Annotated in this window: 17 protein-coding genes; 5 read left to right on the forward strand and 12 right to left on the reverse strand. The window is 57.7% G+C overall.

The genetic code is table 11. The features are described from left to right. The first annotated feature begins 596 nt into the window (after positions 1–596). The 4 genes from QZ862_RS01730 to QZ862_RS01745 are packed head-to-tail and all read left to right on the forward strand — an operon-like array spanning position 597 to position 5,592. Positions 597–2,156, forward strand: a complete 1,560-nt coding sequence (locus tag QZ862_RS01730; RefSeq protein WP_296097148.1) for an SAVED domain-containing protein — start codon at positions 597–599, stop codon at positions 2,154–2,156. Positions 2,157–2,165: 9 nt separating this feature from the next. Continuing rightward, positions 2,166–3,299 carry a hypothetical protein gene (locus QZ862_RS01735; protein ID WP_296097150.1) on the forward strand — a complete coding sequence of 378 codons (1,134 nt, stop codon included), beginning with the start codon at positions 2,166–2,168 and terminating at the stop codon, positions 3,297–3,299. Between the two features lie 3 nt (positions 3,300–3,302). Then, complete coding sequence (locus tag QZ862_RS01740; protein ID WP_296097151.1) at positions 3,303–5,090, forward strand: ThiF family adenylyltransferase; 1,788 nt, start codon at positions 3,303–3,305, stop codon at positions 5,088–5,090. Beyond that, positions 5,083–5,592 carry a Mov34/MPN/PAD-1 family protein gene (locus QZ862_RS01745; protein WP_296097154.1) on the forward strand — a complete coding sequence of 170 codons (510 nt, stop codon included), beginning with the start codon at positions 5,083–5,085 and terminating at the stop codon, positions 5,590–5,592. Before QZ862_RS01740 ends, QZ862_RS01745 begins: the two co-directional genes overlap by 8 nt. Positions 5,593–5,979: 387 nt before the next feature. On the opposite strand, the gene QZ862_RS01750 is transcribed toward QZ862_RS01745, so the two are convergent. The 8 genes from QZ862_RS01750 to QZ862_RS01785 form a co-directional block, all read right to left on the reverse strand. After that, a complete protein-coding gene (locus QZ862_RS01750) occupies positions 5,980–6,390 on the reverse strand; it encodes a DUF3830 family protein (protein ID WP_296097156.1) in 411 nt (136 codons plus the stop codon). Between the two features lie 21 nt (positions 6,391–6,411). Beyond that, a complete protein-coding gene (hydA, locus tag QZ862_RS01755) occupies positions 6,412–7,821 on the reverse strand; it encodes a dihydropyrimidinase (protein ID WP_296097158.1) in 1,410 nt (469 codons plus the stop codon). A gap of 9 nt (positions 7,822–7,830) precedes the next feature. Further along, positions 7,831–8,559: an amino acid ABC transporter ATP-binding protein gene (locus QZ862_RS01760; RefSeq protein ID WP_062424504.1), complete on the reverse strand. Its 729-nt coding sequence runs from the start codon at positions 8,557–8,559 to the stop codon at positions 7,831–7,833. Next, positions 8,556–11,456 carry an FAD-dependent oxidoreductase gene (locus QZ862_RS01765; RefSeq protein WP_296097161.1) on the reverse strand — a complete coding sequence of 967 codons (2,901 nt, stop codon included), beginning with the start codon at positions 11,454–11,456 and terminating at the stop codon, positions 8,556–8,558. The genes QZ862_RS01760 and QZ862_RS01765 overlap by 4 nt, the downstream gene beginning before the upstream one ends. Before the next feature lie 14 nt (positions 11,457–11,470). Beyond that, complete coding sequence (locus QZ862_RS01770) at positions 11,471–12,364, reverse strand: dihydrodipicolinate synthase family protein (protein ID WP_296097163.1); 894 nt, start codon at positions 12,362–12,364, stop codon at positions 11,471–11,473. A gap of 22 nt (positions 12,365–12,386) precedes the next feature. Beyond that, entirely contained in the window at positions 12,387–13,079 is a 693-nt protein-coding gene (locus tag QZ862_RS01775) for an amino acid ABC transporter permease (RefSeq protein ID WP_113261166.1), read from the reverse strand. A 68-nt stretch (positions 13,080–13,147) separates the two neighbouring features. Then, positions 13,148–13,972 (reverse strand): ABC transporter substrate-binding protein, encoded by an 825-nt coding sequence (locus tag QZ862_RS01780; protein ID WP_296097165.1) that lies wholly within the window; start codon positions 13,970–13,972, stop codon positions 13,148–13,150. A gap of 171 nt (positions 13,973–14,143) precedes the next feature. Continuing rightward, the gene (locus QZ862_RS01785) at positions 14,144–14,785 is read right to left on the reverse strand and encodes a GntR family transcriptional regulator (RefSeq protein WP_296097167.1); all 642 of its coding nucleotides are present in this window, start codon (positions 14,783–14,785) and stop codon (positions 14,144–14,146) included. A gap of 121 nt (positions 14,786–14,906) precedes the next feature. Here QZ862_RS01785 and QZ862_RS01790 point away from each other — a divergent pair, with 121 nt between their 5' ends. Then, positions 14,907–15,590: a GntR family transcriptional regulator gene (locus QZ862_RS01790; RefSeq protein WP_153310389.1), complete on the forward strand. Its 684-nt coding sequence runs from the start codon at positions 14,907–14,909 to the stop codon at positions 15,588–15,590. A 574-nt stretch (positions 15,591–16,164) separates the two neighbouring features. On the opposite strand, the gene QZ862_RS01795 is transcribed toward QZ862_RS01790, so the two are convergent. From QZ862_RS01795 to QZ862_RS01810, 4 genes are all read right to left on the reverse strand, one after another. Then, positions 16,165–17,481 (reverse strand): cytochrome c, encoded by a 1,317-nt coding sequence (locus tag QZ862_RS01795; RefSeq protein WP_296097170.1) that lies wholly within the window; start codon positions 17,479–17,481, stop codon positions 16,165–16,167. A gap of 11 nt (positions 17,482–17,492) precedes the next feature. Continuing rightward, entirely contained in the window at positions 17,493–19,262 is a 1,770-nt protein-coding gene (locus QZ862_RS01800; protein ID WP_296097172.1) for a GMC family oxidoreductase, read from the reverse strand. Between the two features lie 3 nt (positions 19,263–19,265). Further along, positions 19,266–19,970, reverse strand: coding sequence for a gluconate 2-dehydrogenase subunit 3 family protein (locus QZ862_RS01805; protein ID WP_113261162.1), 705 nt, complete (start codon positions 19,968–19,970; stop codon positions 19,266–19,268). Between the two features lie 442 nt (positions 19,971–20,412). After that, a complete protein-coding gene (locus QZ862_RS01810; protein WP_296097175.1) occupies positions 20,413–21,882 on the reverse strand; it encodes a M20 family metallopeptidase in 1,470 nt (489 codons plus the stop codon). Positions 21,883–21,932: the final 50 nt, after the last annotated feature.

Genomic DNA, 21,932 nt, shown 5'->3' on the forward strand with positions numbered 1-21,932 from the left:
TGAATGGAGGACGCCTGCTTCCATAAACAACCGTAGCAACCTAAAACGTCGGCTCGTGGGTCATCACGCCAAGTCCCTCGGGCCTTATGCTAACGGGAAACCGATTTCCAATTGTCGGGCGACATCCGGCTCGGTAAGTTCCTGCGCCGTCCGGGCTTCTCGCGATGATGCGGCCGCGAAGAGCTGCAGAGGTTCGTCCCGCAATGCCTTCAGCGCGGCGCCCTAGCCGGAAGCAGGGATGGAAGCCGTCAGCATCGGCGGTCTGAGTGAGGGCCACAACTGGGACGCCCCGTGCTGCAGAGATCGTCAATCGAGGTGAACGCGCCCCCTGCCCATACTGCGACAAACCGGGCGGCATAGCAACTGGACAGGCCTTTCACCCCTAAGCATTTCCATTTCAGCTTAACTTTACGAGGGGCTGACAGCATTAGTTTCTCGACAGTATCGACGAGTTAAAGCCAGTCCGAGCCAACGCATGAAAGTCTGCTCTCGCCAGACCCGGCCATTCGCATGCCGTCAAGAAATCGTGCGACGAGATGACTCTGCTTTTCTGACGAACAGAAAAAGAAAATTAGCCCTTTTAAAGCGATCCCTAAATGACCATATTCAAATGCCTCTGGCGTGGGGACGCCATTTTCTTGGCGGGGCGATTGTCAAAAGCAGTTACGCCGCGGTGGCACGGTGACAGTTACCAATCCCGCTTCTTTTGGATCCATGCGGCATCGCTGCTGGATCCGGGTCGGCCTGAGGTGGTTGAGGTCACCTTCGAGGCCGACGGCCCGAAGGCCTTCGACGACGTCGTTGTCCGCTACGAGCCTGGCCGCCCGCGGGCTTCAGGACCGGGCCGCGTCACCGTCGACTATCATCAAATCAAGTGGCACGTCGACGCGAGCGGCCGGTTTGGCTTCAAGGATTTGACCGATCCCGCCTTCATCGGAGCGACGTCAGTCTCCATTCTTGAACGGCTGAAGACGGCGAAGGAGAAGGCGGAGGACGGCGCCGCCTTTCATCTCATCACCACTGACCGCGTTGCCGACGGCGACCAGCTCGGCGAGCTGATCTCGCAGGTGGATGGATTACTACGACTTCAGATCCTGAAAGAGGGGAAGACCGCCAGAAGCAGGATGGGTGAGGTGCGCGAGTGCTGGCGCGAACACCTCGGACTGTCCTCCGATGACGAGCTCTATGCCCTGCTCGATAGCCTCCATATCACCGAGGGTCACTCGTCCCTCGAGAAGCTGCGCCACGAGGTCAGCCTGAACTTCCGGCTCGTAGGTCTGGTCGGCGCCGAGAGCGAGACCGCGTTCATCTACGACGAGGCAGCCAAGCAACTCCTAATCAAACAGGTGAACCGCTTCGACCGGACGAGCTTCCAGCAGTGGTGCGAGACCGAGAAGTGGTTCTCGCCGAAGATTGTCATCGCGCGTCGCAGCGTCGCCCTCGCCACCTTCTTTTCCCGCCCAACCCCCGCGCATATGCGCGGCGCGGACGAGGAGAGCACGTTGAGCCTGGTGGATCGGTTCGAGGGTCGTCATCTGCGCGAAGGCGTCGCATGGTCTGACCTGAAGACCCCCATCGTCGACTTCCTAAAGACGAGGCTAGCCGAGCAGCCGGCAATGCGGCTATTCCTCGAGGCGCATTCTTCCGTGGCGTTCCTCGCCGGGTCGGCGCTGCGCTTCAAGGATGGTGCCGATGTCGAGATTGTGCAGAAGGGCGACCGAAACCCAGGCATCGTGTGGGACTCGACCGACGGAGCCGACGGTCCACCTCCCTTGATCAACAGCGAGATAATCGGGACAGGCAAGGATATCGCGTTGGCGATCGGCCTCACCCGCGACCCGACCGAGACGGTGAGGGCTTATGTCGGGCGTTGCCTGCCGGATGTGGGTACTATCCTGCACGTCTCGCCCGCCGGCGGCGTCAGCCAGAACGCCATCGTCGGTGGGCAGCACGCCGCGACCCTCGCGACGGCGATCGCCGACGCGGTCAGAGCGGTTCGGAAGCCGGCGGGCACAGTGCACGTCTTCCTGGTCGCGCCCAACGCCTTCTCGTTCATGCTCGGCCAGCAAGCCGAGGCCATGGGGCGCTGCATACCCTACGAGTTCGACTTCAGCGGCCAGACCGATGGCAGCTACCAGCCAACCTTCATCATTTGAGGTCTGTTTATGGAGCTTCGTCCCCAGTTCAACGAATTCCTGCAGGACATCCGTCCGAGCGAGCGCCACAAGGAGGAGTGGAAGCGCGGATCCAACACCCTGCGCACGCGCCTTCTGGCCGATCCCGACCTGGGGCCCCTCATCACCACCACGTTCCTGCAGGGCAGCGTCCGTCGCTCGACAGCTGTGCGGCCGACCGGTGGCAAGCGCTCCGACGTCGACGTGGTGGTCGTCACCACTATCGACCACAACGTCGAGACGCCGGCGGTTGCGATGAAGCGGTTCGAACCGTTCCTCGATCGCTTCTACGAGGGCAAGTGGGAGCAGCAGGACCGATCGTTCGGCATCGAGATGTCGTACGTCGATCTAGACCTCGTGATCACGGCGCTGCCGACGGAGCCCGACGCTAGGGCCGCCCTCCAGAAGCTATATCGCAGCCAGGCGGTGCAGACCGACGAATCGATCGAGGAGCGCAACGACTGGGTGCTCAACAAAAGCTGGGATCCCTCCCGGGCCAATGGCGGTCTGGTCGTTCTCGCCGAGGACGCATCGAACTGGCGGGACGATCCGCCCTGGTTGCCAGACCGGACCATCAAAGATTGGGGCCCGACCCATCCCCTTGCGCAGATCCAGTGGGCCGCCGAGAAAAACCGCCAGTGCTACGGCCACTATGTGAGCGTAGTCCGATCGATCAAATGGTGGCGGCACGAGCACGCGTCGGATCTGCCGAAGTATCCCAAGGGCTATCCGCTCGAGCACATGATCGGGCACGTGCTGCCAGACGGCATCACCTGCGTGGCTGAGGGCGTGGTGAAGGCCTTTGAGGGGCTCCGAGACACGTTTCGCCTCGAAGCCATGAACGGCATGGTCCCCACCCTACCCGACCATGGCGTGCCGAGCCATGACGTCCTCAAGCGGCTTTCAGCCGAAGACTTCGCAGCCTTCTACAAGGAGGCGGCGAAGGCGGCCGACCTTGCCCGGCGCGCCTATGACGAGCCGGACAGGGATGTGAGCGGATCGCTGTGGCAGGAGCTGCTGGGCAAATGTTTCCCGCTTCCGGGTCCGGGCGGTGGTGATCGGGACCGCGGGTTCACGACGCCGGCCGCGGCCGCGACGCCCCGTCAGTCGGGACGTTTCGCTTAGTGCATGCGCCCGCCGTCGATACTGACCGCAGCGCTCGAAGCGCTGCCGGAGGACCCTCGCTTCGAACTGACCGACAGCTGGACCGGTCGCGACGGCGGCGTCTGGTCCTTCCGCTTCCGCGCGCGCCTGACCGAGGCGCCGACGGCGTATGTGCCAGAGTGGACGGCGTGGCACCTCGTCGTCGTGGGTGATCTAGGCGACCCCGATATCCGCATTTATCCGGATGCGGTGGAGGGGATCGATACGACCTTCCCCCATCAGGACTACAACGGCGAGCCGCGGGACGGTCTCCCCTGGCGCACGGGCAAGCCGTGCCTTGAGCGGCCGGTGGCCGTCTTCCGCAGGGACGGCTGGGCCGGCGAGCCGTTCGAACTCGGCGAGCGACTGGTGTGGCGCATCGGCAGGCTTCTCGTCTGGATCGACGTGGCGGCGGCCGGGCGCCTCCTGGAGCCGGCCGATCCGGTCGAGCTGCCGGTCTATCCGGTGGCCGACACCACCACGGTGCTGGGCTTTAGGGAGACGTCCGAGGACCTGAACTGGTGGCAGGAGCAGGTCGATACCTGGGGCTTCGCGACGCTGTCCCGGATACCGGGTGCGCGCGGCACGGCCGTCATCGCCGACTTTATGGATCCGATGCGACGAAGCATCCGGCGCATCCCGTGGAGCGACGCCATACCCCTCGATGAGGGCCGCGTCGATGCGGTCTGGATGCTGCTGCCGCAGCTCATCACGTTCGAGCCGTGGCGGGCGGCGACGACCTGGAAGGAGCTCAGCCAGCTCTTCGGCAGCACCTCAATCGACCTGCCCGCGATTCTCGCCGACGCAGGAGCGAGGCTTCGCCGCATCCAGCGGCCGAAGCACGCCGGTCCTGTCCACCTCCTGATCGGGTTCCCGCTCGAGGAACGGATCGGCGGCGAGCATCAGCGGTTCCACTGGAGCGCTATCCGCGACATGCAGCTCTGCCGGCGCGATGACGTACGCAAGGGGTATTCCGACCTGCCGGGGGCGCGTCGGGCGCTGGATCGTGAACTGGCGCTGTCCCCGCGTCAGCTCGAATGGCGCCGCACGGCTAACTGGGCGCCCGACCAGCTCCGCAAGCGCGGCGAGGCCGAGGCAGCCATCCGGTCAAAGTCGGTCCTCGTCCTCGGCGTGGGCACGCTTGGGGCGGCAGTCGCGGAGAACCTGCTGCGCATGGGCGTCACGCGCATGGGGCTGGTGGACGACGACACGATGCTCGTTGCAAATCTGAGCAGACACCTCCTAACAATGGCGGATGCCGGGCACGGCAAGGCCGAACGCATGGCCGCGCGACTTAACATGGCTGCGCCCGACGCCCAGGTCGTCGCGTTGCCGTTCGCCTTCCCGCCCATGAAGCCGGCGGATGCTGAGCGTCTGGATGGGTGGGACGTAGTGATCGACTGCACCGCCTCGGACGCCGTGATGCGTGCGATGGGCGAGTTTCCTTGGGTGACGGAGCGCCTGTTCGTGAGCCTGTCGATGACGTGGCAGGCCAAGGGGCTGTTCGTCTACGCAGCCTCAGAAACCGGATTCCCGGCAATCGACGCCCAGGAGCGCTTCGCGGCGGCGTCGCCGCCGCCCGCGGGGGAGCAGTTGGGCGAAATGGAGGGCATCGGATGCTGGCACCCCGTCTTCCCCGCCACGGCCGACGACGTAAACCTGTGGGCCGCGATCGGTTCTAAGTTCGTTCGACGTGCCGTGATCGAGCGGCGCAAGACGGCGATTCTGTTCGTGCTAGGCGAGGACGGAAGCGTGGAGCGGCGGGATGCGTGAGCCGATCGAATTCCGCGAGGGCGGCATTGGCGGCGCGTCAATATGGGTGTCGCCCGCTGCGATCGCCTCGATTGTCGAAGCGTCGCGAGCGGCTAATCGTATCGAGACCGGCGGCATCCTAATTGGGCGCTACGGCCCGGAAGGCTGGGTCGCCGACATCGTCGAGGCTACGCCGAAGCCCAAGGGTTCGAGATCCGGCTTATTCTGGTTCCAGCGCTCGAGCACCGGGCTAACCTCCCTGCTGAATGACCGCTGGAGCAAAGGCCTGCACTATCTGGGGGAGTGGCATTCCCACCCAGGCGGTTCGCCTACGCCGAGTAGCTCCGATGTTCGCGCGATGCTCGCTGTCGCGGATGATGAGGCCTATCGCTGCGTTACACCTCTTCTGGTGATCCTCGGCGGAAGGCTTGATGCGGACTGGTCCCTGTCCGTGACGCTTTTCCGAGCGGGTCATGCGATCACGCTAAAACAGTGCCGTGGCGACGATGACGATAAAGTATAGAGCCATCCATGATCGCTGCTGGTGAGCATTCGAGATTGCGCCTGGTCCGATGTCAAATCGCTTTCGAACTTGAGATGGAGATTTTCGGTGAAGGATCGAAAGCGCTCGTGCATCGGCCACCTCACATAAGCTGGAAGGCCAGACGACAGGTCTCCTTCACTACGCCGACGCCTCCTCCTGAAAGATAGCAGAATCCGAAGGTTGGATCCGCTCCTTAAACCGATGGTAAACAAATCGATCGGCAGATCGCAGACTTCAACCCAAAATCTCTCGTTTGATCCGCGTTGTTGTTAAGCAGTCGCAACAGCGGACGCTCACCACTAGTGCTTTGGTCGAATTGGATTGTTGCATAAGGTCTCGCTGTTGCGTGTCTGCTTCGAAACGTTTCTACACAAGTTCGAACCGAATCTGCTGCGTACCTTCCCAAAGTGTCTTGTTACCAAGCACGGCCAAATTCTCGAGGTTAGACGTGATGGTGATGAAATGGTTGCCAGCGAGCTGTCCCATCTTGGATGAGAAATCGACACCGCCGTAAGCAAGCAAGATTTCCGTCTCGCTGATGCCACCGGGATAAAGGATGATGTGGCCAGGTGCGGGATGGCTGGTGTGGTTTTCATAGCCGACGCCGAAATTATAGTCTCCAAGTGGTACCCATACGCCCTCCCCTGACCAGCGAACATGCACGATCTGGCCTTCAAAAGGCAGACGTTCAATGAAAGCCTTGCAGGTCTCAGGGGCTTTTTCTGTTTCCAGCACGGCATCGAAAACGAATGGGCCAGCGGTGATTTTCAGTTTCATAAATTCAGCTCTCCAAATTGCTTAGATAGTTTTAGTTCTTTTGTTGCGGGCTGAGCGGTAGGTGCCATCGCCCTTTTTCCCGACGAGCGCGCCGTCACGAACCATTACCCGACCGCCGAGGATGACGGTGGTCGGCCAGCCCGTAATCTCGATACCTTCATAGGGCGAGTAATCGGCACCATCGTGCAGATCGGCATGGCGTATCGTGCGTTTGATGGTCGGGTCCCAAATGGCGATGTCGGCATCCGCACCGATCGAGATCGTGCCTTTTTCCGGGTAGAGCCCATAGGTCTTGGCATGATTGGTCGCCGAAAGCGCTACAAAGCGCGGCAAATCGATACGCCCCTTCATGACCCCTTCCGAAAAAAGGATAGGCAGGCGAGTTTCGACACCGGGAATACCGTTTGGAATATGACGAAAGCTTTCAAGTCCCTTCGGACTGCGCTTGCCGCGCTCGTCATCATAGCGGAACGGGCAGTGATCCGAAGAAAACAGATCGAAAATGCCGGTTTCAATACCTCTCCAGCATTCTTCCTGAGCAGCCTTGTCGCGGGGTGGAGGAGAGCAGACAAATTTCGCGCCCTCCCAATCCATGCCGTCCAGATCATCGGCCGTCAGCATCAAATATTGAGGGCATGTCTCGCCAACCACCTTGAGGCCACGAGATCGGGCTCTTGCGATTTCCTCCATCGCTTCGCCGTTGGAGACATGGACAATGACAATTGGCACATCAACGATTTCCGCAAGTGTTAGCGCCCGGTGTGTCGCCTCGCGTTCAACCGCCACCGGCCGTGTAGAGGCATGCGCTCGCGGAGCAACGTCACCCTCCGCCTCATGTCTTGCGATCAGAAAGCGGATAGCATCTTCATTTTCGCAATGGACCATGACAGTCGCGCCAGTCGATCGTGCAACGTCCAGCGTCTTTAGGATTTCTGCATCGTTGAGCCGAAGCCCCTCATAAGTCATGAAGACTTTGAAGGAAGAATAGCCGTCAGCAGCCAAAGCCGGAAGCTCCTGCCCAAGGAGACTATCCGTCGGATCCGAAACGATGAGATGAAAGCTCACATCGGTATAGCAGTTGCCTTCAGCGAGCTCGTGATAAGCATTAAGCGCCTCGCGCATCGGCTTATCCTTCTCCTGCAGGCAAAACGGCATAATCGTCGTATTGCCGCCGAAAAGGGCAGAACGGGTACCGCTTTCGAAATCGTCGGCCATGACGATGCCATCTCCCGAGGGCTGGGAGATATGGACATGGCTATCAATGCCACCCGGCAAAACATATTTGCCGCTGGCGTCGATTGTCTGGGCACCGCCGTCGAGCTTCTCGCCGATCTGGACGATTTTGCCGCCGAGAATGCCTATGTCGGCTTTGAAGATGTCGGAGGCGGTCGCTATGGTGCCACCCTTTACCACTAGGTCGAATTCGGTCATTTTAAACTCTCAATGGTGGAGGATCTTGCTGAGAAAGGCTTCTGTGCGCGGATTGTGACGATTACTGAAGAAATCTTCCGTTGCTCGGTCCTCGACAATTTCGCCCTGGTCGATGAAGATCATCCGTGTCGCGACTTTGCGTGCAAAACCCATCTCATGGGTAACAACCATCATCGTCATGCCTTCTTTGGCAAGGTCGGTCATTACATCCAACACTTCGGAAATCATTTCGGGATCGAGGGCTGACGTCGGCTCGTCGAACAGCATGGCTTTCGGGTTCATGGCAAGCGCCCGGGCTATCGCCACGCGCTGCTGCTGTCCCCCAGACAATTGGCCTGGATATTTGTGGGCATGCCCTGTCATCCCCACGCGATCCAGAAGATCCATCGATCGCCTTTTGGCAATGCTTTCGCTGCGATGAAGAACGATGCGCTGTGCAAGCATGATGTTTGCTTCGATTGTTAGGTGCGCAAAGAGTTCAAAGTTTTGAAACACCATACCAACACGAGAACGAAGATCAGGAAGATCAGTGCCGGGATCATTGACTTCGATGCCATCCACTCGGATAGACCCTTCCTGAATGGGCTCCAGCGCATTGACACATTTGATCAGGGTCGATTTGCCAGATCCGGACGGCCCACAGACCACGACCACTTCGCCCTTGGAAACACTCGTTGAGCAATTCTTGAGCACGGCAAAATTGCCATAGTATTTCGTGACGCCGGTGATTTCGATCATGATCGAACTCCCTGAAAACGGTTGATGGAAAAGGCCGACAAATCGCGCCCGCAGTCTTGGCCAAGGACGAGATTGGCCGTGAGTTGGCCTATGAGAGGCCCAAGCGTAAAGCCATTGGATGTGACTGCATTAAAGAAACCGGGCACATCTGGATGCTCTCCAAGGATCGGCGCGCCGTCAATGTTGATGTTCATGGCAGCCCAACTGCGGATGACGTGTAGTTTTCGCAAACCCGGGACAACGTGCTGCGCCACCCAAAGATTCCCCTCCAGGCTGGAAAACATCGGGCGAGGATGGCTGTGGACAGGATCGAGACCAGCCGTCCAACCTCCGCCGATCAAAAAATTCCCATTGGCAGCCTGCTTGAGCGTCAAATGACGATCGGCATGGGCAACCAGATGCGAAATAGCTGGCGCGGCAGCCTCGGTCACCACCATCTGCAGCGGCGCCCCGAACACGGGAATGTCCAGCCCCAGCATTGCCCCTACGCGCGAAGCAAAAGCACCGGCAGCATTCACGATGCGGCCTGCCCGTAGCGGTCCCCGCGAGGTTTCGATAATAAATCCTGACCCTTCGCGGCGGATCGACAGCACTGCGGTTCGATCCAATACGCGAGCACCAGCGGCCACAGCGCCGTCATACACGTGTCGCGTCGCGACAAGCGGGTTGATCTTCCCTTCCATTGGACAATATGCGGCTCCAATCATCAACGGAGAAAGCGCGGGCTCTAGCTTCCGTAAATCTTCAGCGCCAATCACATGACAATCGATGCCATTTTCGCGTTCAACTCGAGTCTTCTCCTCAAGGAAGCGCATGTGTGCTTCGGTCTCGGCAACCATCAGGCCGCCCGTGATCTTCATCTCAAAATCGCGACCGAGCTTTTTTTCCAGCATCTGCCATAGCGAAATGGAGTCTCGCTGCAACGGAAGCGTTTTTGCGGCTGGCCCTCCACCTGCTTCTGCGCGAGCTCCGTGATCGAATGACAACAATTGCGCATGCAGGCTGCCAGCATTCCCGCCCGATGCCAGCCCGCCAGGAAAGCCACGTTCCAACACCACGACATCTTCGCCAGCTTCTGCCAGAAACAAGGCGCTCGAAAGTCCGGCAATTCCCGCGCCGATGACAACGGTGGACGCTTCTCTCATCGGTAGCGGTTCGGAATGGTGCAATGGCGGACGTGCGGGCAACAGTGCTCGTCTATGCCCTCCCCATTCCGGCTTCTCAATCGCAAGTGCCGCAAGCGGCACCGGACGTAGTGGCATCTGCGGTGCAAGCAGGCCGTCGGTCTCGCTCCTGGGTCGGCCGGTCAATTCTGTGAGCGTCCGGCCACAGTAGCGGCTTTGGCAGCGTCCCATCCCGGCACGGGTCAGGCGCTTCATTGTTGCGATGTCCAGCGGACCCTCAACAGCAAGACGCTTTAGGGTACCTATTGCAACACTTTCGCACCGGCAGGCGAGCGCGGTGTCTGCGAGTTCCAATGGTGTTGGCGCTGGCGCAAACAATCGCCAAAGCGCTGCTTGAAACGCTTTGGCGCGCGCAAGTTTTTTCTTTGCTGTGGTGTCTGTCTGGGGCTTCAGCCCGAGCGTGGCGGCGATCGCCAGACCGGCAAGCCTACCTTCAGCCATTGCCAGGTGGGCACCACCAAAACGCACAGCTTCTCCGACGATATGGATGTGAGGCAGCGAACTTTCGCCATCCTCGGCACAATCTGCCGTGAGGGTGCCATTCTCGGTTACGCGATGGGCACAACCGAGCAGCCGCGACAACTCGTTGGACGAGGTAAAATGTCCCCCCAACAAAACGGTATCGACTTCGAAAGTTGAGTCGGCCCCAAGACTGGAAACCGTCGCCGCCTCTACCCTGCCATCACCTTTGATGTCCGATATTTGCGCGTTCCAGGCGAGCTTGACACCTGCTCGCTCCAATCTTGCGATCTCTTTCATGCCTTTGAGGGCAAGTGCCGCGTCATGGCGAAAAACATTAAATGCTTCGACTGGTCTGCTCCATGGTGCGCCTGCCTGCTCCACCAGACAGACGACGTCACCGCCCGCCTTGAGGATCTCGCTTGCGACCTGAAAATTGAGAGGACCGTTCCCGGCAATCAGAATGCGCCGGCCAGGAAGCGTGCCATAGCTGCGAACCAGGGTTTGTGCAGCCCCTGCCGTCATGACGCCTGGCAGCGTCCAACCCTTGATGGCCGGCGGTCGCTCAAAAGCCCCGGTGCCGATGACAAGCATCGTAGGTCGGCAATAGAAAACACCATCATGGCCCAGGCAGGAAATTACTGCTCGTCCATCTTCTCCGTGAGCCGCGCCCCAGACCGTCACGCCTGACAGAATGGTCACGCCAAGCGAACGTACTCTTTCGATCAACGCAGCCCCATCTGCGGCCTGCCGGTCAGCGTTGAGCGCCAGGCGTGCTGCATCCGTGTTAGGCTGCTTGAAGAATTGGCCGCCCGATGTGTGCCGCTCGTCCACCACAGTTACAGAGGCCCCGGCTTCTGCCGCTGCCACCGCGGCAGCGAGACCACCCGGCCCCGCTCCAATGACCAGCAAGTCCATTTCGAACTCAGCAAGTTCTGTTGGGACAGACCTCAGGTCGGCGAGGTCAGTAGAAGTGATATCGGGACGCGCCTGCTGACGAGCGACGCGCATGCCGTCTCGGACAGGCGTCATACAGGCGCGCTGGCTGGTGCGGCTATCGACAGTTACAAGGCAATCGTGACACACACCCACGCCACAAAAAAGACCACGCTTCTTCCCGGCTGCATCAGTGGAGAAGTCGGCTCGATCCAGCGCGGTCAGCGCGGCGGCAACCGAAAGGCCCGGATCGACACGATGCGCAACGCCATCGAAATAGACGGTCACGCCTGCATCCTGGATGATCGAACCGGGCATCTGTTTTCTCCGGCTCAGTTCTGCGAAAAGCTTAAGCCGAAACGCTCGACCAAAGTCTTCATCGCGGCATCCTGATCTGATGGCAACGGCAGACGCGGTGGGAGCGGCGATCCTGCGGCAAATCCCATGTGATTCAGCAGGGCCTTGGAACCAGCGACATAGGCCTGCCCACCGACCGCCTGAATGATGGGAAGCCACTCCAGATAAAGCGCACGCGCTTCATCGTACTTCTTCTCATCGGCTGCTAGTGTGAAGATACGTGACATTGCTGCTGGCGCCACATTGGATGCAACGGCTACCCAGCCCTGCGCACCCATGACGAAAGATTCAAAGCCGAGAATACCGCCGAAAGGAGTCAATTTGTCACCAGCCAGGCGAACGATATCGCGGATACGCGTGACTTCTAGGGTCGATTCCTTGACATAGTCGCAGCCTTCAATCTCGGCGATGCGAGCGAGAAGTTCGGGCTTCATGTCCACATTCGACGTTGCAGGGTTGTTGTAGACCATGATCGGAATGGAAATCGAGCGGGCGATGGTTTGGTAATGTGTTACCAGTTCGTCGTCGGTTGGTGTCGAGTAGAATGGCGGGATTATCATCACGCCATCCGCGCCCAGTGCCTCGGCCTTGCAGCTCAAGCGAACCGCTTCACGGGTATCTTCAGCACCTGTTCCGATCAGAACTGGTACGCGCCCGGCGGCGCTCTGGATGACCGTGCGGGCGACGTCGTCCCAATCCTGATCGGATAGTGAAAGGAACTCTCCTGTCGAACCAAGAGGAATGAGTCCATGGACGCCCTCCCGGATCTGCCAATCCGTAAAAGCAGCGAGTGCTGGCAAATTGACTTTCCCATCTGCGTCGATGGGAGTGATCATCACGGTAAAGACACCACGAAACGGCTTTGGCATGCAGTAAGTCCTTTATTGAATATCAGCGCTTTTCGCTGAGCTGTAGCGGAGCTGTGGACTGGCCGAAGCGCCTTTCGATATGCCGCTGCACAAAGTCCCAGAGGGTCGTGAGAAGAAGATAATAGATGGCAGCCACGGCGAAGAGTTCGAGCACCATGAACTTTTCCTGGATCAGCACCTGGGTGCGCCGTAGCAGTTCCTCCATTGAAATGACGGAGGTAACGGATGTCGTTTTCAGCAGACCATTGACCGAGTTACCAAGGGGCGGGATGATGACCTTGAACGCCTGCGGCATGACGATGTGGCGCATGATTTGACGCTCGGTCATGCCTAAAGCTCTCGCCGCACGCGCTTGTCCTGCAGGAACTGCCTCGATGCCGGACCGGATGATCTCCGCCAGATATGCTGCTTCGTTCAAAGCCAGTCCGATCAACGCGGCTTGTACAACGGAGAACTTGATCCCGAGCTGCGGTAATGCGGTATAGAGCACGATCAATTGCACGAGCAGCGGCGTGCCACGGAACAGCCAGATATAGAACCACCCGATGCACCTGATAAGCCTTAGCTTGGATCGGCGCATGAGGGCCACGACAAAGCCGAGTAGTAGGCCGAACACAAGTGAGACGCAGGTCAGCCAGATCGTGGTGACAACACCTCCGAGGATGAAGGGATTGACGAGATAGTCGAAGAAGCCAGACCAGTTCCAGTACGACATGGAGGGACCTTTAATGCTAAGGAGATGCCGGACGAGCCGGCATCCATCAGAATGATGAACCGTTCAGATCAGCGGCCTGGACCCTTGACTGAGTAGTCGCCTGCGATCATCGGCAGGCCGTAGCTGTCGAAAAGTTTTCCCAACGAACCATCTGTCTTCATGTCTTTGAGGACGCCGGATACCGCGTCTGCAAGTTTCGCATTCTTAAACGCAACGGCAACCGGTGCTGGATAAAGACCGCTGACGGCACGACGAAAATCGCCACGGCTATCATATTCCTTTGCGACACCATCGATTGAGACAACACCCTCGACTTGACCGGCGCGCAGCGCCTGGAAGGCTAGCGCGAAATTATCGAAGGTCTGAATGACGAGCCCTGTTTTGCCGGCGGCTTTGAGTTCAGCGTCAAGAGCACGGGTCTTCGTTTCTTCGAAGCCGCCGAGCTCGACGCCGACACGCAGACCATCAAGCCCATCCTTGTCCTTCACCGTCGTATTGCTCGTCGCCACCGAAACGCTGATGGCCTGATCCTCGTAGGGGATCATTTGCATGATGGCCGCGCGCTCTTTCGTGAAGAATATTCCAGTGTTGATCATATCCCATCGGCCAGCCTGAAGACCGGGGATCATCGCCGAGAATTCGATACGGACATATTCAGGCGTAAGGCAAAGCCGCTTGGCGATTTCTTTGCCAAGTTCGACCCGCATGCCTTTGAGCTCCCCGGTGGAATCGACGAACTGCATCGGCGGTAATGTTGGATTAACCGACATTGTCAGCGTCCCAGGCTTGACCAATTCGGAATCGGGAATCTTAGGCGTGCAGCTCTGCGCAAACGCCGACGCTGCCGTGGAGAGTAATAGAAGGGAGGCAATGGAGATGGTGCGGAATGACATGATGACCCTCTGGTTTTTTCGATCTTCTTGTGGACCTGAACAACGATGCTTGTTGATTTCGCATTCATTTGGTATACCACTTTCATACACAATCATTTGCCGTATGCAACATCTTTCCGCCAAGGCAGTCAAAAATTGAAATATCTGAGGTTTGGGATAGGCTGGCTCGGCTCAGTACGTCGAAAGGACGTTCTCGCGCACCCGTTCAAGATGCAACGTCATAGCCACGCGGGCGGCATCCGCATCGCGGTCCATCAGTGCTTTTACGATGCCCTGATGGTCAGCAAGACCCGGCTTCCGCTGGGCGAGTTTTCGCTGGCGCTCGAAGATCGTGGTGTAGCGCCTCATTTGCAAGATGGTGTCCGCCATGAAGGGATTTCCACTGGCATCAGCAATGCCCTGGTGCAAAGCATCATCGAAGTTCCATACGAACTCGGGATCAGGATCTGGATCCAACTCTATGTCTCGAAGCATCGCAGCGAGGTCTGCGACTGTCTCAGCCGTTATTCCCTTGCACGCTTGCGCCGCCGCACTTGGCTCAACGAGCATTCGCATCGCCACGCTGTTCAGGTAGTCGGACAGGGTGACGATACGCACCGTGAGAACGCCCTTCGCGTTGCGCGCAAGAAGCCCCTGCCCTTCAAGACGTCCCAACGCATCACGCATTGGCGAACGAGAGACGCCCAGTCGCGCCGCAAGCCTGCGCTCCTGCACCACAGCACCACCCGCCATTTGCGCGGAGAGGATTTCCCCGAGCAGTGCAGAATAGGTCTCATCTGCAAGGCTTCGTTCCGCCGTGACCTGACCGTTCATGCGATTTACTCCCCGGTAGTTGACAATATCGAGCGGTATGGACCATGGCTGAAAACAAGAAAAGCCTTTGGGGCAACATCAACTGGGAATAGACCAATAGCTGCCTGGAGGCTGATGCGCTTTGACACAAACAGACACTGATCCTGGCATAGGAAAACGGTCCAAAGACGCAGGCCACAAGCTTGCCGCCCTCGCGTATAACGCTGTTTCTGACATGATCCGCCACCGTCGTCTTGGAGGCGGCCACGTTATCATCGAAGCGCAGCTTGCCGAGATGCTCGGTGTGTCGCGCACGCCCCTGCGTGAAGCTTTGCAGCGGCTGGAAGGTGAAGGCTTGGTTCACAAAGGCGACGGCCGCAACTACGTGGTGCGACACGTCGATATCGGAGAATACATCCAGAGCCTGAAGCTACGTCTGTTGATCGAACCACACGCGGCTGTACAGGCCATGCCAAGCATACCCGGTCGCAAACTCGTCGAGGTGCGGCGCGAAATTGACGAGCTTATGGGCGCTACTGCGTACCATACGGATGCCCACTGGTTTTCAGACGACCACTTGCATAACCTGATAATCGACCATTGTGGCAACGAAGTTATGGCAGGTGTTTTACGCAATCTGCGAGCCGCCACGCGCCTCTTTGAAATCGGCCAGTTGAAAGACCGCCTGACACCAGATTCTACGGAACATCTTGCCATCATCGACGCCTTGCAGCGCAACGACCCCGGCGCGGCGTTTGAAGCAACGAAAGCGCACATTGAGAGCCTCATTGAGTTTGCGCGAATGCACCTCATCACCAATGAGTGAGCTTTCTCTGTAAAGCACGCTACATGCGGCGGCCTTGCGTCTTTCTAAGTACTTGGGCATGGGGATTGGCGATTGGTTGGAGAGATCAGAAACGCGAGTGGACAAAAGTGAAGGCAGCGATGATACACCGCATGTGTTTTTCAAATTGTCCTGAAGTCAAATCATCTCCTGAATGTGCCCGCTATTGCCGCTTGAGAAGAACTTACGTGCTTTATAGGGGTATTCCGCCTTTCCTGCTCGGATCGTTGTGAAACTTGGAACGCGATGTTTCTGCAAGGTGACAACGCAAATGAAGTCGAGTACGTCCGCCGCCGGGCATCGAAGTGTAAAAAGACCGGAAGCTTATCGCTCCACCTCCGTCGACCGACCTCTCGATTACAGTTCTGCTGCGACCTTGTTCAATGTGGGTACCTTCTAAGCGTCGATGAAACGAACGACTTCCTTCTCAGTTGTCGCCCCTCTCAGGAAGAAAGCCAAAATACACCGTATCTCGCACAAGGATGGCGATCATCAAATTCGGTTACGAAAGAGCCCCATTGAGATGACGAGGGCTCTTACTTACTTGTTGTGGCCATTAGTGAGCGTTGCCGAGCTTTCTGATCGCTTCCACGTCCTGCGTGGTTACCGCAGAAGCTTTGTTCGTCCACGCGTTGCGCAGGAAGGTGGCAAGCGTTGCGATCTCCTCGTCGGACACGCGATCCTCGTAGCCCTGCATTCTCACCTTCATGGGGCGTTTTTCAGTTGAGGGAAGCTCTGCACCATGGAGGATCACGCTAATCAGGCCTTTGCTAGACTTCGCTGTCACCAGTGAGTTTCCGTCAAGTTCCGGGAATATTTCCGGCGCACCCTTACCGTTCACGAGGTGACATCCACCGCAATTGTCCAGATAGAGCCGCGCTCCGAGCGGCATGTCAGGTCCAGCGCTCGACAAGAGTTCTTCCGTCGGCGTTGGCGCGTCGGCCGATTTTGCGGCCTGTTGTCCAGGCGTCCCGATCTTCGTCAGGAAGCTTGCTATCGCCCGATTGTCATCTTGCGTCAGGTACTGAGTGGAATCGCGCACCACCAGCATCATTTCTCCTGTTGCCGTTGAATGAGCGTTGCGAGCGGTGGCAAGATAAGCTGCCGTCTCCTCGACTCCCCATTTTTGTGGACCGCTGCTAGGGCCTCTGAGATCCGGAGCCGTGTAGTTGTCGATTTCACCACCCGAGAGGAAGCTCTTGTACGTCTCGTCGATACCATCCTGCGTCATCAGCACCGAGCGTGGGCTGTGACAGGCGGCGCAGTGACCCGGCCCTTCGACCAGATATTTGCCACGGTTAAAAATGGCGTCTTCTGCTGTGTTGGGTGCAAATCCGGCTTCGCCACGCAAAGCAACCCAGTTCCATGCACGCAGACCAAATCGCATATTGAAAGGAAATGCGAGTTTCGTTGGCTCGACTTTATTCGAGACAGGCTTCACCTCATGCATGAAGTAGTCGTAGAGCGAAACTACGTCTTCTTCCGTTAGCTTGCGGTAATTCTCATACGGCATGGCGGGATAAAGATGCGTGCCGTTCGGCGTCACACCATCATAGAGAACGGCACGAAAATCGTCGAGCGTATAGCTCCCGATACCGGTTTCCTTGTCAGGCGTGATGTTGGTGGTCCAGATTGTTCCCATCGGGCTCTGGATCGCACGACCGCCTGCAAAGGGTGTTCCACCCTCATTCGTGTGACAGGCCATGCAATCGCTGGCACGCATGAGGTATTCCCCACGACCTTCTGCTGGCTTGAAATTTGCTGCCAGTTCAGCAGTTGCTTCCGTGCGCTGAACGGGCACGAAAATGAAGGCGAGAAGACAAGCAATGCCAACGAGGACGAGAGCGGCGAGAACTTTGAGAAGCGTTTTCATGGTGGCACTCCTCAAACTAGTGGCCGTGGGTTGGGAAGGTAGTCCTTGCGGATATGCTCAGCTGCCCAATAGGCGAGACCACCCACCATGCCGGTGGGGTTATACTGCGTATTCTGCGGAAATGCCCCGGCGCCAAGAACGAAGATATTGTGCTTGTCCCAGGCCTGAAGGTACCGGTTGACCGCCGATGTCTTGGGATCGTCGCCCATTACGGAGCCGCCGACATTGTGCGTGGTTTGATAGGGCCTGACATCATACATGGCACCTTCCTTCTTGAAGCCTTCCTGCATGGATGTCGGGTTGAGAGCCTTCGCAATCGGCTCGATCTTCGACTTCATGAATTGGGTCATGCGAATGTCATTGGCATTCCAGTTGAACGTCATGCGCATCAAGGGACGCCCGTGCCGGTCCTTGTAGGTCGGATCGAGATCGAGGTGATTGCCACGATAGGCCATATGGGACCCGTGCGAACCGATGGACATGGAGTGCCCGTACCATTCACCCACGGCCTGCTTCCACTTTGCGCCCCAGCTTGGGGTGCCTGCTGGAAGCGCCATGGAGCGGATCGGTTGACCATTCGATTGCCCGGCGGAGATGTAGGAGCCGCCAATGAAGCCTTCCCGACCGAAATCGATGTTATCGATACCGAAATCATCGATGGTCATGCCATTGGCACCAGTGCCGATGAATGGATTGAAAACCTCGTCCTTGAAAAACAGCGTGTAGCCACCATTCATCTGATAGGCATAGTTGCGGCCGGTAACGCCTTCTCCCGTATTGGGATCATAGGGCTGCCCGATGCCGGATAGCAGCATCAGGTGAACGTTGTGCAGCTGATAGGCAGCCAGAATTACCAGATCGGCAGGCTGGAAGACTTCCTCCTGCGCCTTTTCGTCGAAATAGGTCACGCCGGTCGCGGTCTTGCCATCCGGTGCCATTTCGATGCGCAACACTTCGCATTCCGTGCGATATTCGAAATTCGGCTTGCGCTTCAGGGCGTCAAGAATGGCGGTCTGCGGCGAAGATTTCGAATAGTTATAACAACCATAACGCTCGCAGAAGCCGCAATGATTACATGGGCCCATCTGCATGCCGTATTCGTTGACATAGGCTTGCGACGCTATACCGCCGGGGCGCGGAAACGGATGGTAGCCCATGGATTGAGTGACTTCACCGAACTTGGCTCCGTCCCAGGTCGTCGGCATAGGCGGCATGGGATAATCGCGGGAGCGTGGAGCCTCGAACGGATTACCGCCTTCGATCTTCTCACCCTTGATGTTACCAGCCTTGCCCGAGATGCCTGCAACCCGTTCGAAACGGTCGAAATAGGGCTCGAGCTCGTCATATGTGACCGGGTAATCCTGAATGGTCATATCTTCGGGGATAATGGTCGCCCCCCAACGTTCCTCGACATAGGATCGAAGACGATATTCTGACGTCATAGGACGCCAGTTGAGCCCGTTCCAGTGCGTGCCGGCACCGCCGACACCGATGCCCGGAAGGAAGGAGCCGAGGCTGCGATAGGGCAATGCCACCTCGGTCTCGCTCCGACGGATTGTCACTGTCGAGTTGCGCGGCTTTTGCATCATGCCGAGACGTACGCCGTATTTCAGCTCATCGATCATCTCAGGATATTGGAAATTGGGAACGGTATTCTGGTCATGACCGCGCTCGAGCGCGACGATCTCAAGCCCGTCCTGCGCAAGCTCCATGCCGAGGATCGATCCGGTCCAACCAAGACCGACGATGACGACATCTTTTTTCTTTTCAGTTCTAGCCATCGTTCATGCCCTCTCGCCGGAGATCGAAACCGGTCCCAGCGGATATTTGACGTTATGTTTGAGAACCCATTCCTTGTACGATCCACGCGCGCCGGGGAAACCGATATAGGTCCACGCCTGCATTTTATGGTTTCCGCCATACAGTGGATCGGCGAAATAACCCTCTTTGGTGTTTCCAAGCAGAATGGAGAAGAAATCACGCATTTCCGGATGAAGCTTCATTTCGTCTTTCTGAAGCGAGGTAAGCGCCTGATCCTGCGTCGCCTCATCCAGCTCCGCGAAAATCTTCCCATGTGTCGTGCGACACCATTCGTCAAATACCGGGATGGCTTGTTGATAAATCTGAAGCGGCGTCAGCGGTGTCTGCCAGCCACGCAACGGACTTGCGTCGGCCTCATGAGGACCTTCCATATACCAATCGGCAGCGCGACCGAAATCGCCAGCCAACTGCATATCGATAAAGACCGGGACACGTGTTTCGATGGCTCCGGGGCCCTCGCCCTCGGAAGGGATCAATCTTGCTACCGCTGCCACTACGAAAGCCCACTCGCTGGGCTTGAGACAGATAGGCGTGTACGCATCCAGCGCGACCGGCTCTAGTTGCTCCTCAGCCTTCAGCGGCACGGCTGCGAGTCCAGCGACTGCAGCACTTGCAGCGGACGCTTTAAGAAAATTTCGACGTGAAGGACGGCCTGGAAGGTCTCTCATAGGCAACTCGCTTTGTGACGGGCATCACTTGAAAATTGTTGTTTAGATCCATCGGGAAATGAGTCAGGTGGGCCGCTGCGGTTTATCGTCGCAGCGAAATCAGCGCAAGTTCACTTAGAACAAAAATCGTTCGTTCGTCGATTCGTGAGAATCTGGTTCCGTAATTCTTCTAAAATAAGCAACAATCTTTAAGACGCCTAGCGAAGCGTTCCGATCTGAAACCAACATACTCAAAGCATAGAGTATCTGTCTGACAACCATGCGGTACAACGTCAGATCGGCAAGTAGGCGGACTCACAATGCCCTCCGGCACGCGCTTCCAGAACGCGAATTGAGGCGCGCTGACGCCCAGAAGGCGCAACAGCATCCACCTCAGGAAGCTCGCTTTAACGCTCGCTCCTTATTGACTGGGGCGCTTTAGCGTCTGTTTGATATTCATCCGTTACCCCAGCGATTGCTCCTTACTGGAATGCAAAGCACCAGGCATGACGTTTTCAGGTATTGGGCAGACATAAGGGTCGTCGCCCCTTGCAGCTTTCCATTCTGCTGTTGCCTTGGCCAACAGACTCGGAGATGTTGCCAAATCAAGGCCCGTCGAAGCAAGAGCTTTAGCAGCATGCACCATTGCCTTATGGGCTGCACGGCTTCTGCCCTGCGCCACGACTTGCCATGTATGAGGGTTTGTTCCTATCGCCCAAGTTGGCGCCCAGCACTGTGCGGTAGGTGTCACACGGCTGACGTCGCCCACATCGGTAGATCCTGCTCGAAAATGGGAGTGCCCTTCGAAAGCACGCAATCCCAAATGTAGCGGCGTCGATCCGTCAATCTTCTCGTTGGAGAAGACATCATCCTTGATCTGATAAAGTTTGATGCTGCTCTTGATCGCTTCCTGCGTAAATGTGGCTTGGATTTTACGGGCGAACTCCATGTCTGCCTCATCAAACGGCACCGGCCCAATCGCCATCAGATTTTCGTGGATTGCGTTTTCAAGCGTGAGGTTCGGCAGCAAGTTTGTGGCGGCGGTGTCGAACACGATCTCCACCTCAGTTCCGGTCATCATGGCGGCACCGCGCGCGACCTGATCCACGCGCTCGGCCAGTGCCAGAGCCTGGGACATTTCGGGCGCGCGAATGAGATAAAGCACCTCTGCTTTTGCCTGAACCACGTTAGCGGCACGTCCGCCTGCATCGGTGATGGCATAATGCACGCGGCAATCCTGCGGCATGTGCTCGCGAAGGAAGTTGACACCGACATTCATCAGTTCGACGGCATCGAGAGCCGACCGCCCAAGATGAGCCGCATTGGCGGCATGCGCGGCAGTGCCTTTGAACCTATAGTAATACTCAAGTACCGCGAGGTTATTTGTCGATCTGACGCCATTGAATGGGGCTGGGTGCCAGGTCAGTGCGGCGTCCACATCGTCGAAGGCACCTGCCCGCACCATGAAGGTTTTTCCGGAACCGCCCTCCTCTCCAGGGCAACCATAATATCGAATTGTCCCCGGCAGACCGTTAGCCTCCAAATGTCTTGCCAGCGAGATTGCCGCGATGAGAGACCCGACTCCTAATAGGTTATGGCCGCAGCCGTGACCGCTGGCGCCCGGCTCACCTTCCCGTTGCTCATCGATGTCCGAAAGCTGGCTCATGCCTGCAAGAGCATCATATTCGCCAAGGAATGCGATGACAGGTTTGCCATGCCCGAATTGGCCGACAAATGCGGTTTCCATTCCCGCGATGCCTTCCTCAACGGAGAAACCATGCTGCTTCAATGTCTCAACAAGAAGTTTGGCTGATTTATATTCGTCGTACTTCAGTTCTGCCAGATCCCATATTTGATCACTTATGGATGTAAAATTAGGAGCTAGGTCGTCGATCGATTGCGTTAGTGATTTCAGGGCTGATTGATCTGGCATGCTGTTCCTCGAGACAAAGCGAAACCGGCACCGCGCATCGATGATGGCAG

The organism is uncultured Agrobacterium sp., assembly GCA_913777615.1.
Lineage (GTDB): Bacteria > Pseudomonadota > Alphaproteobacteria > Rhizobiales > Rhizobiaceae > Agrobacterium.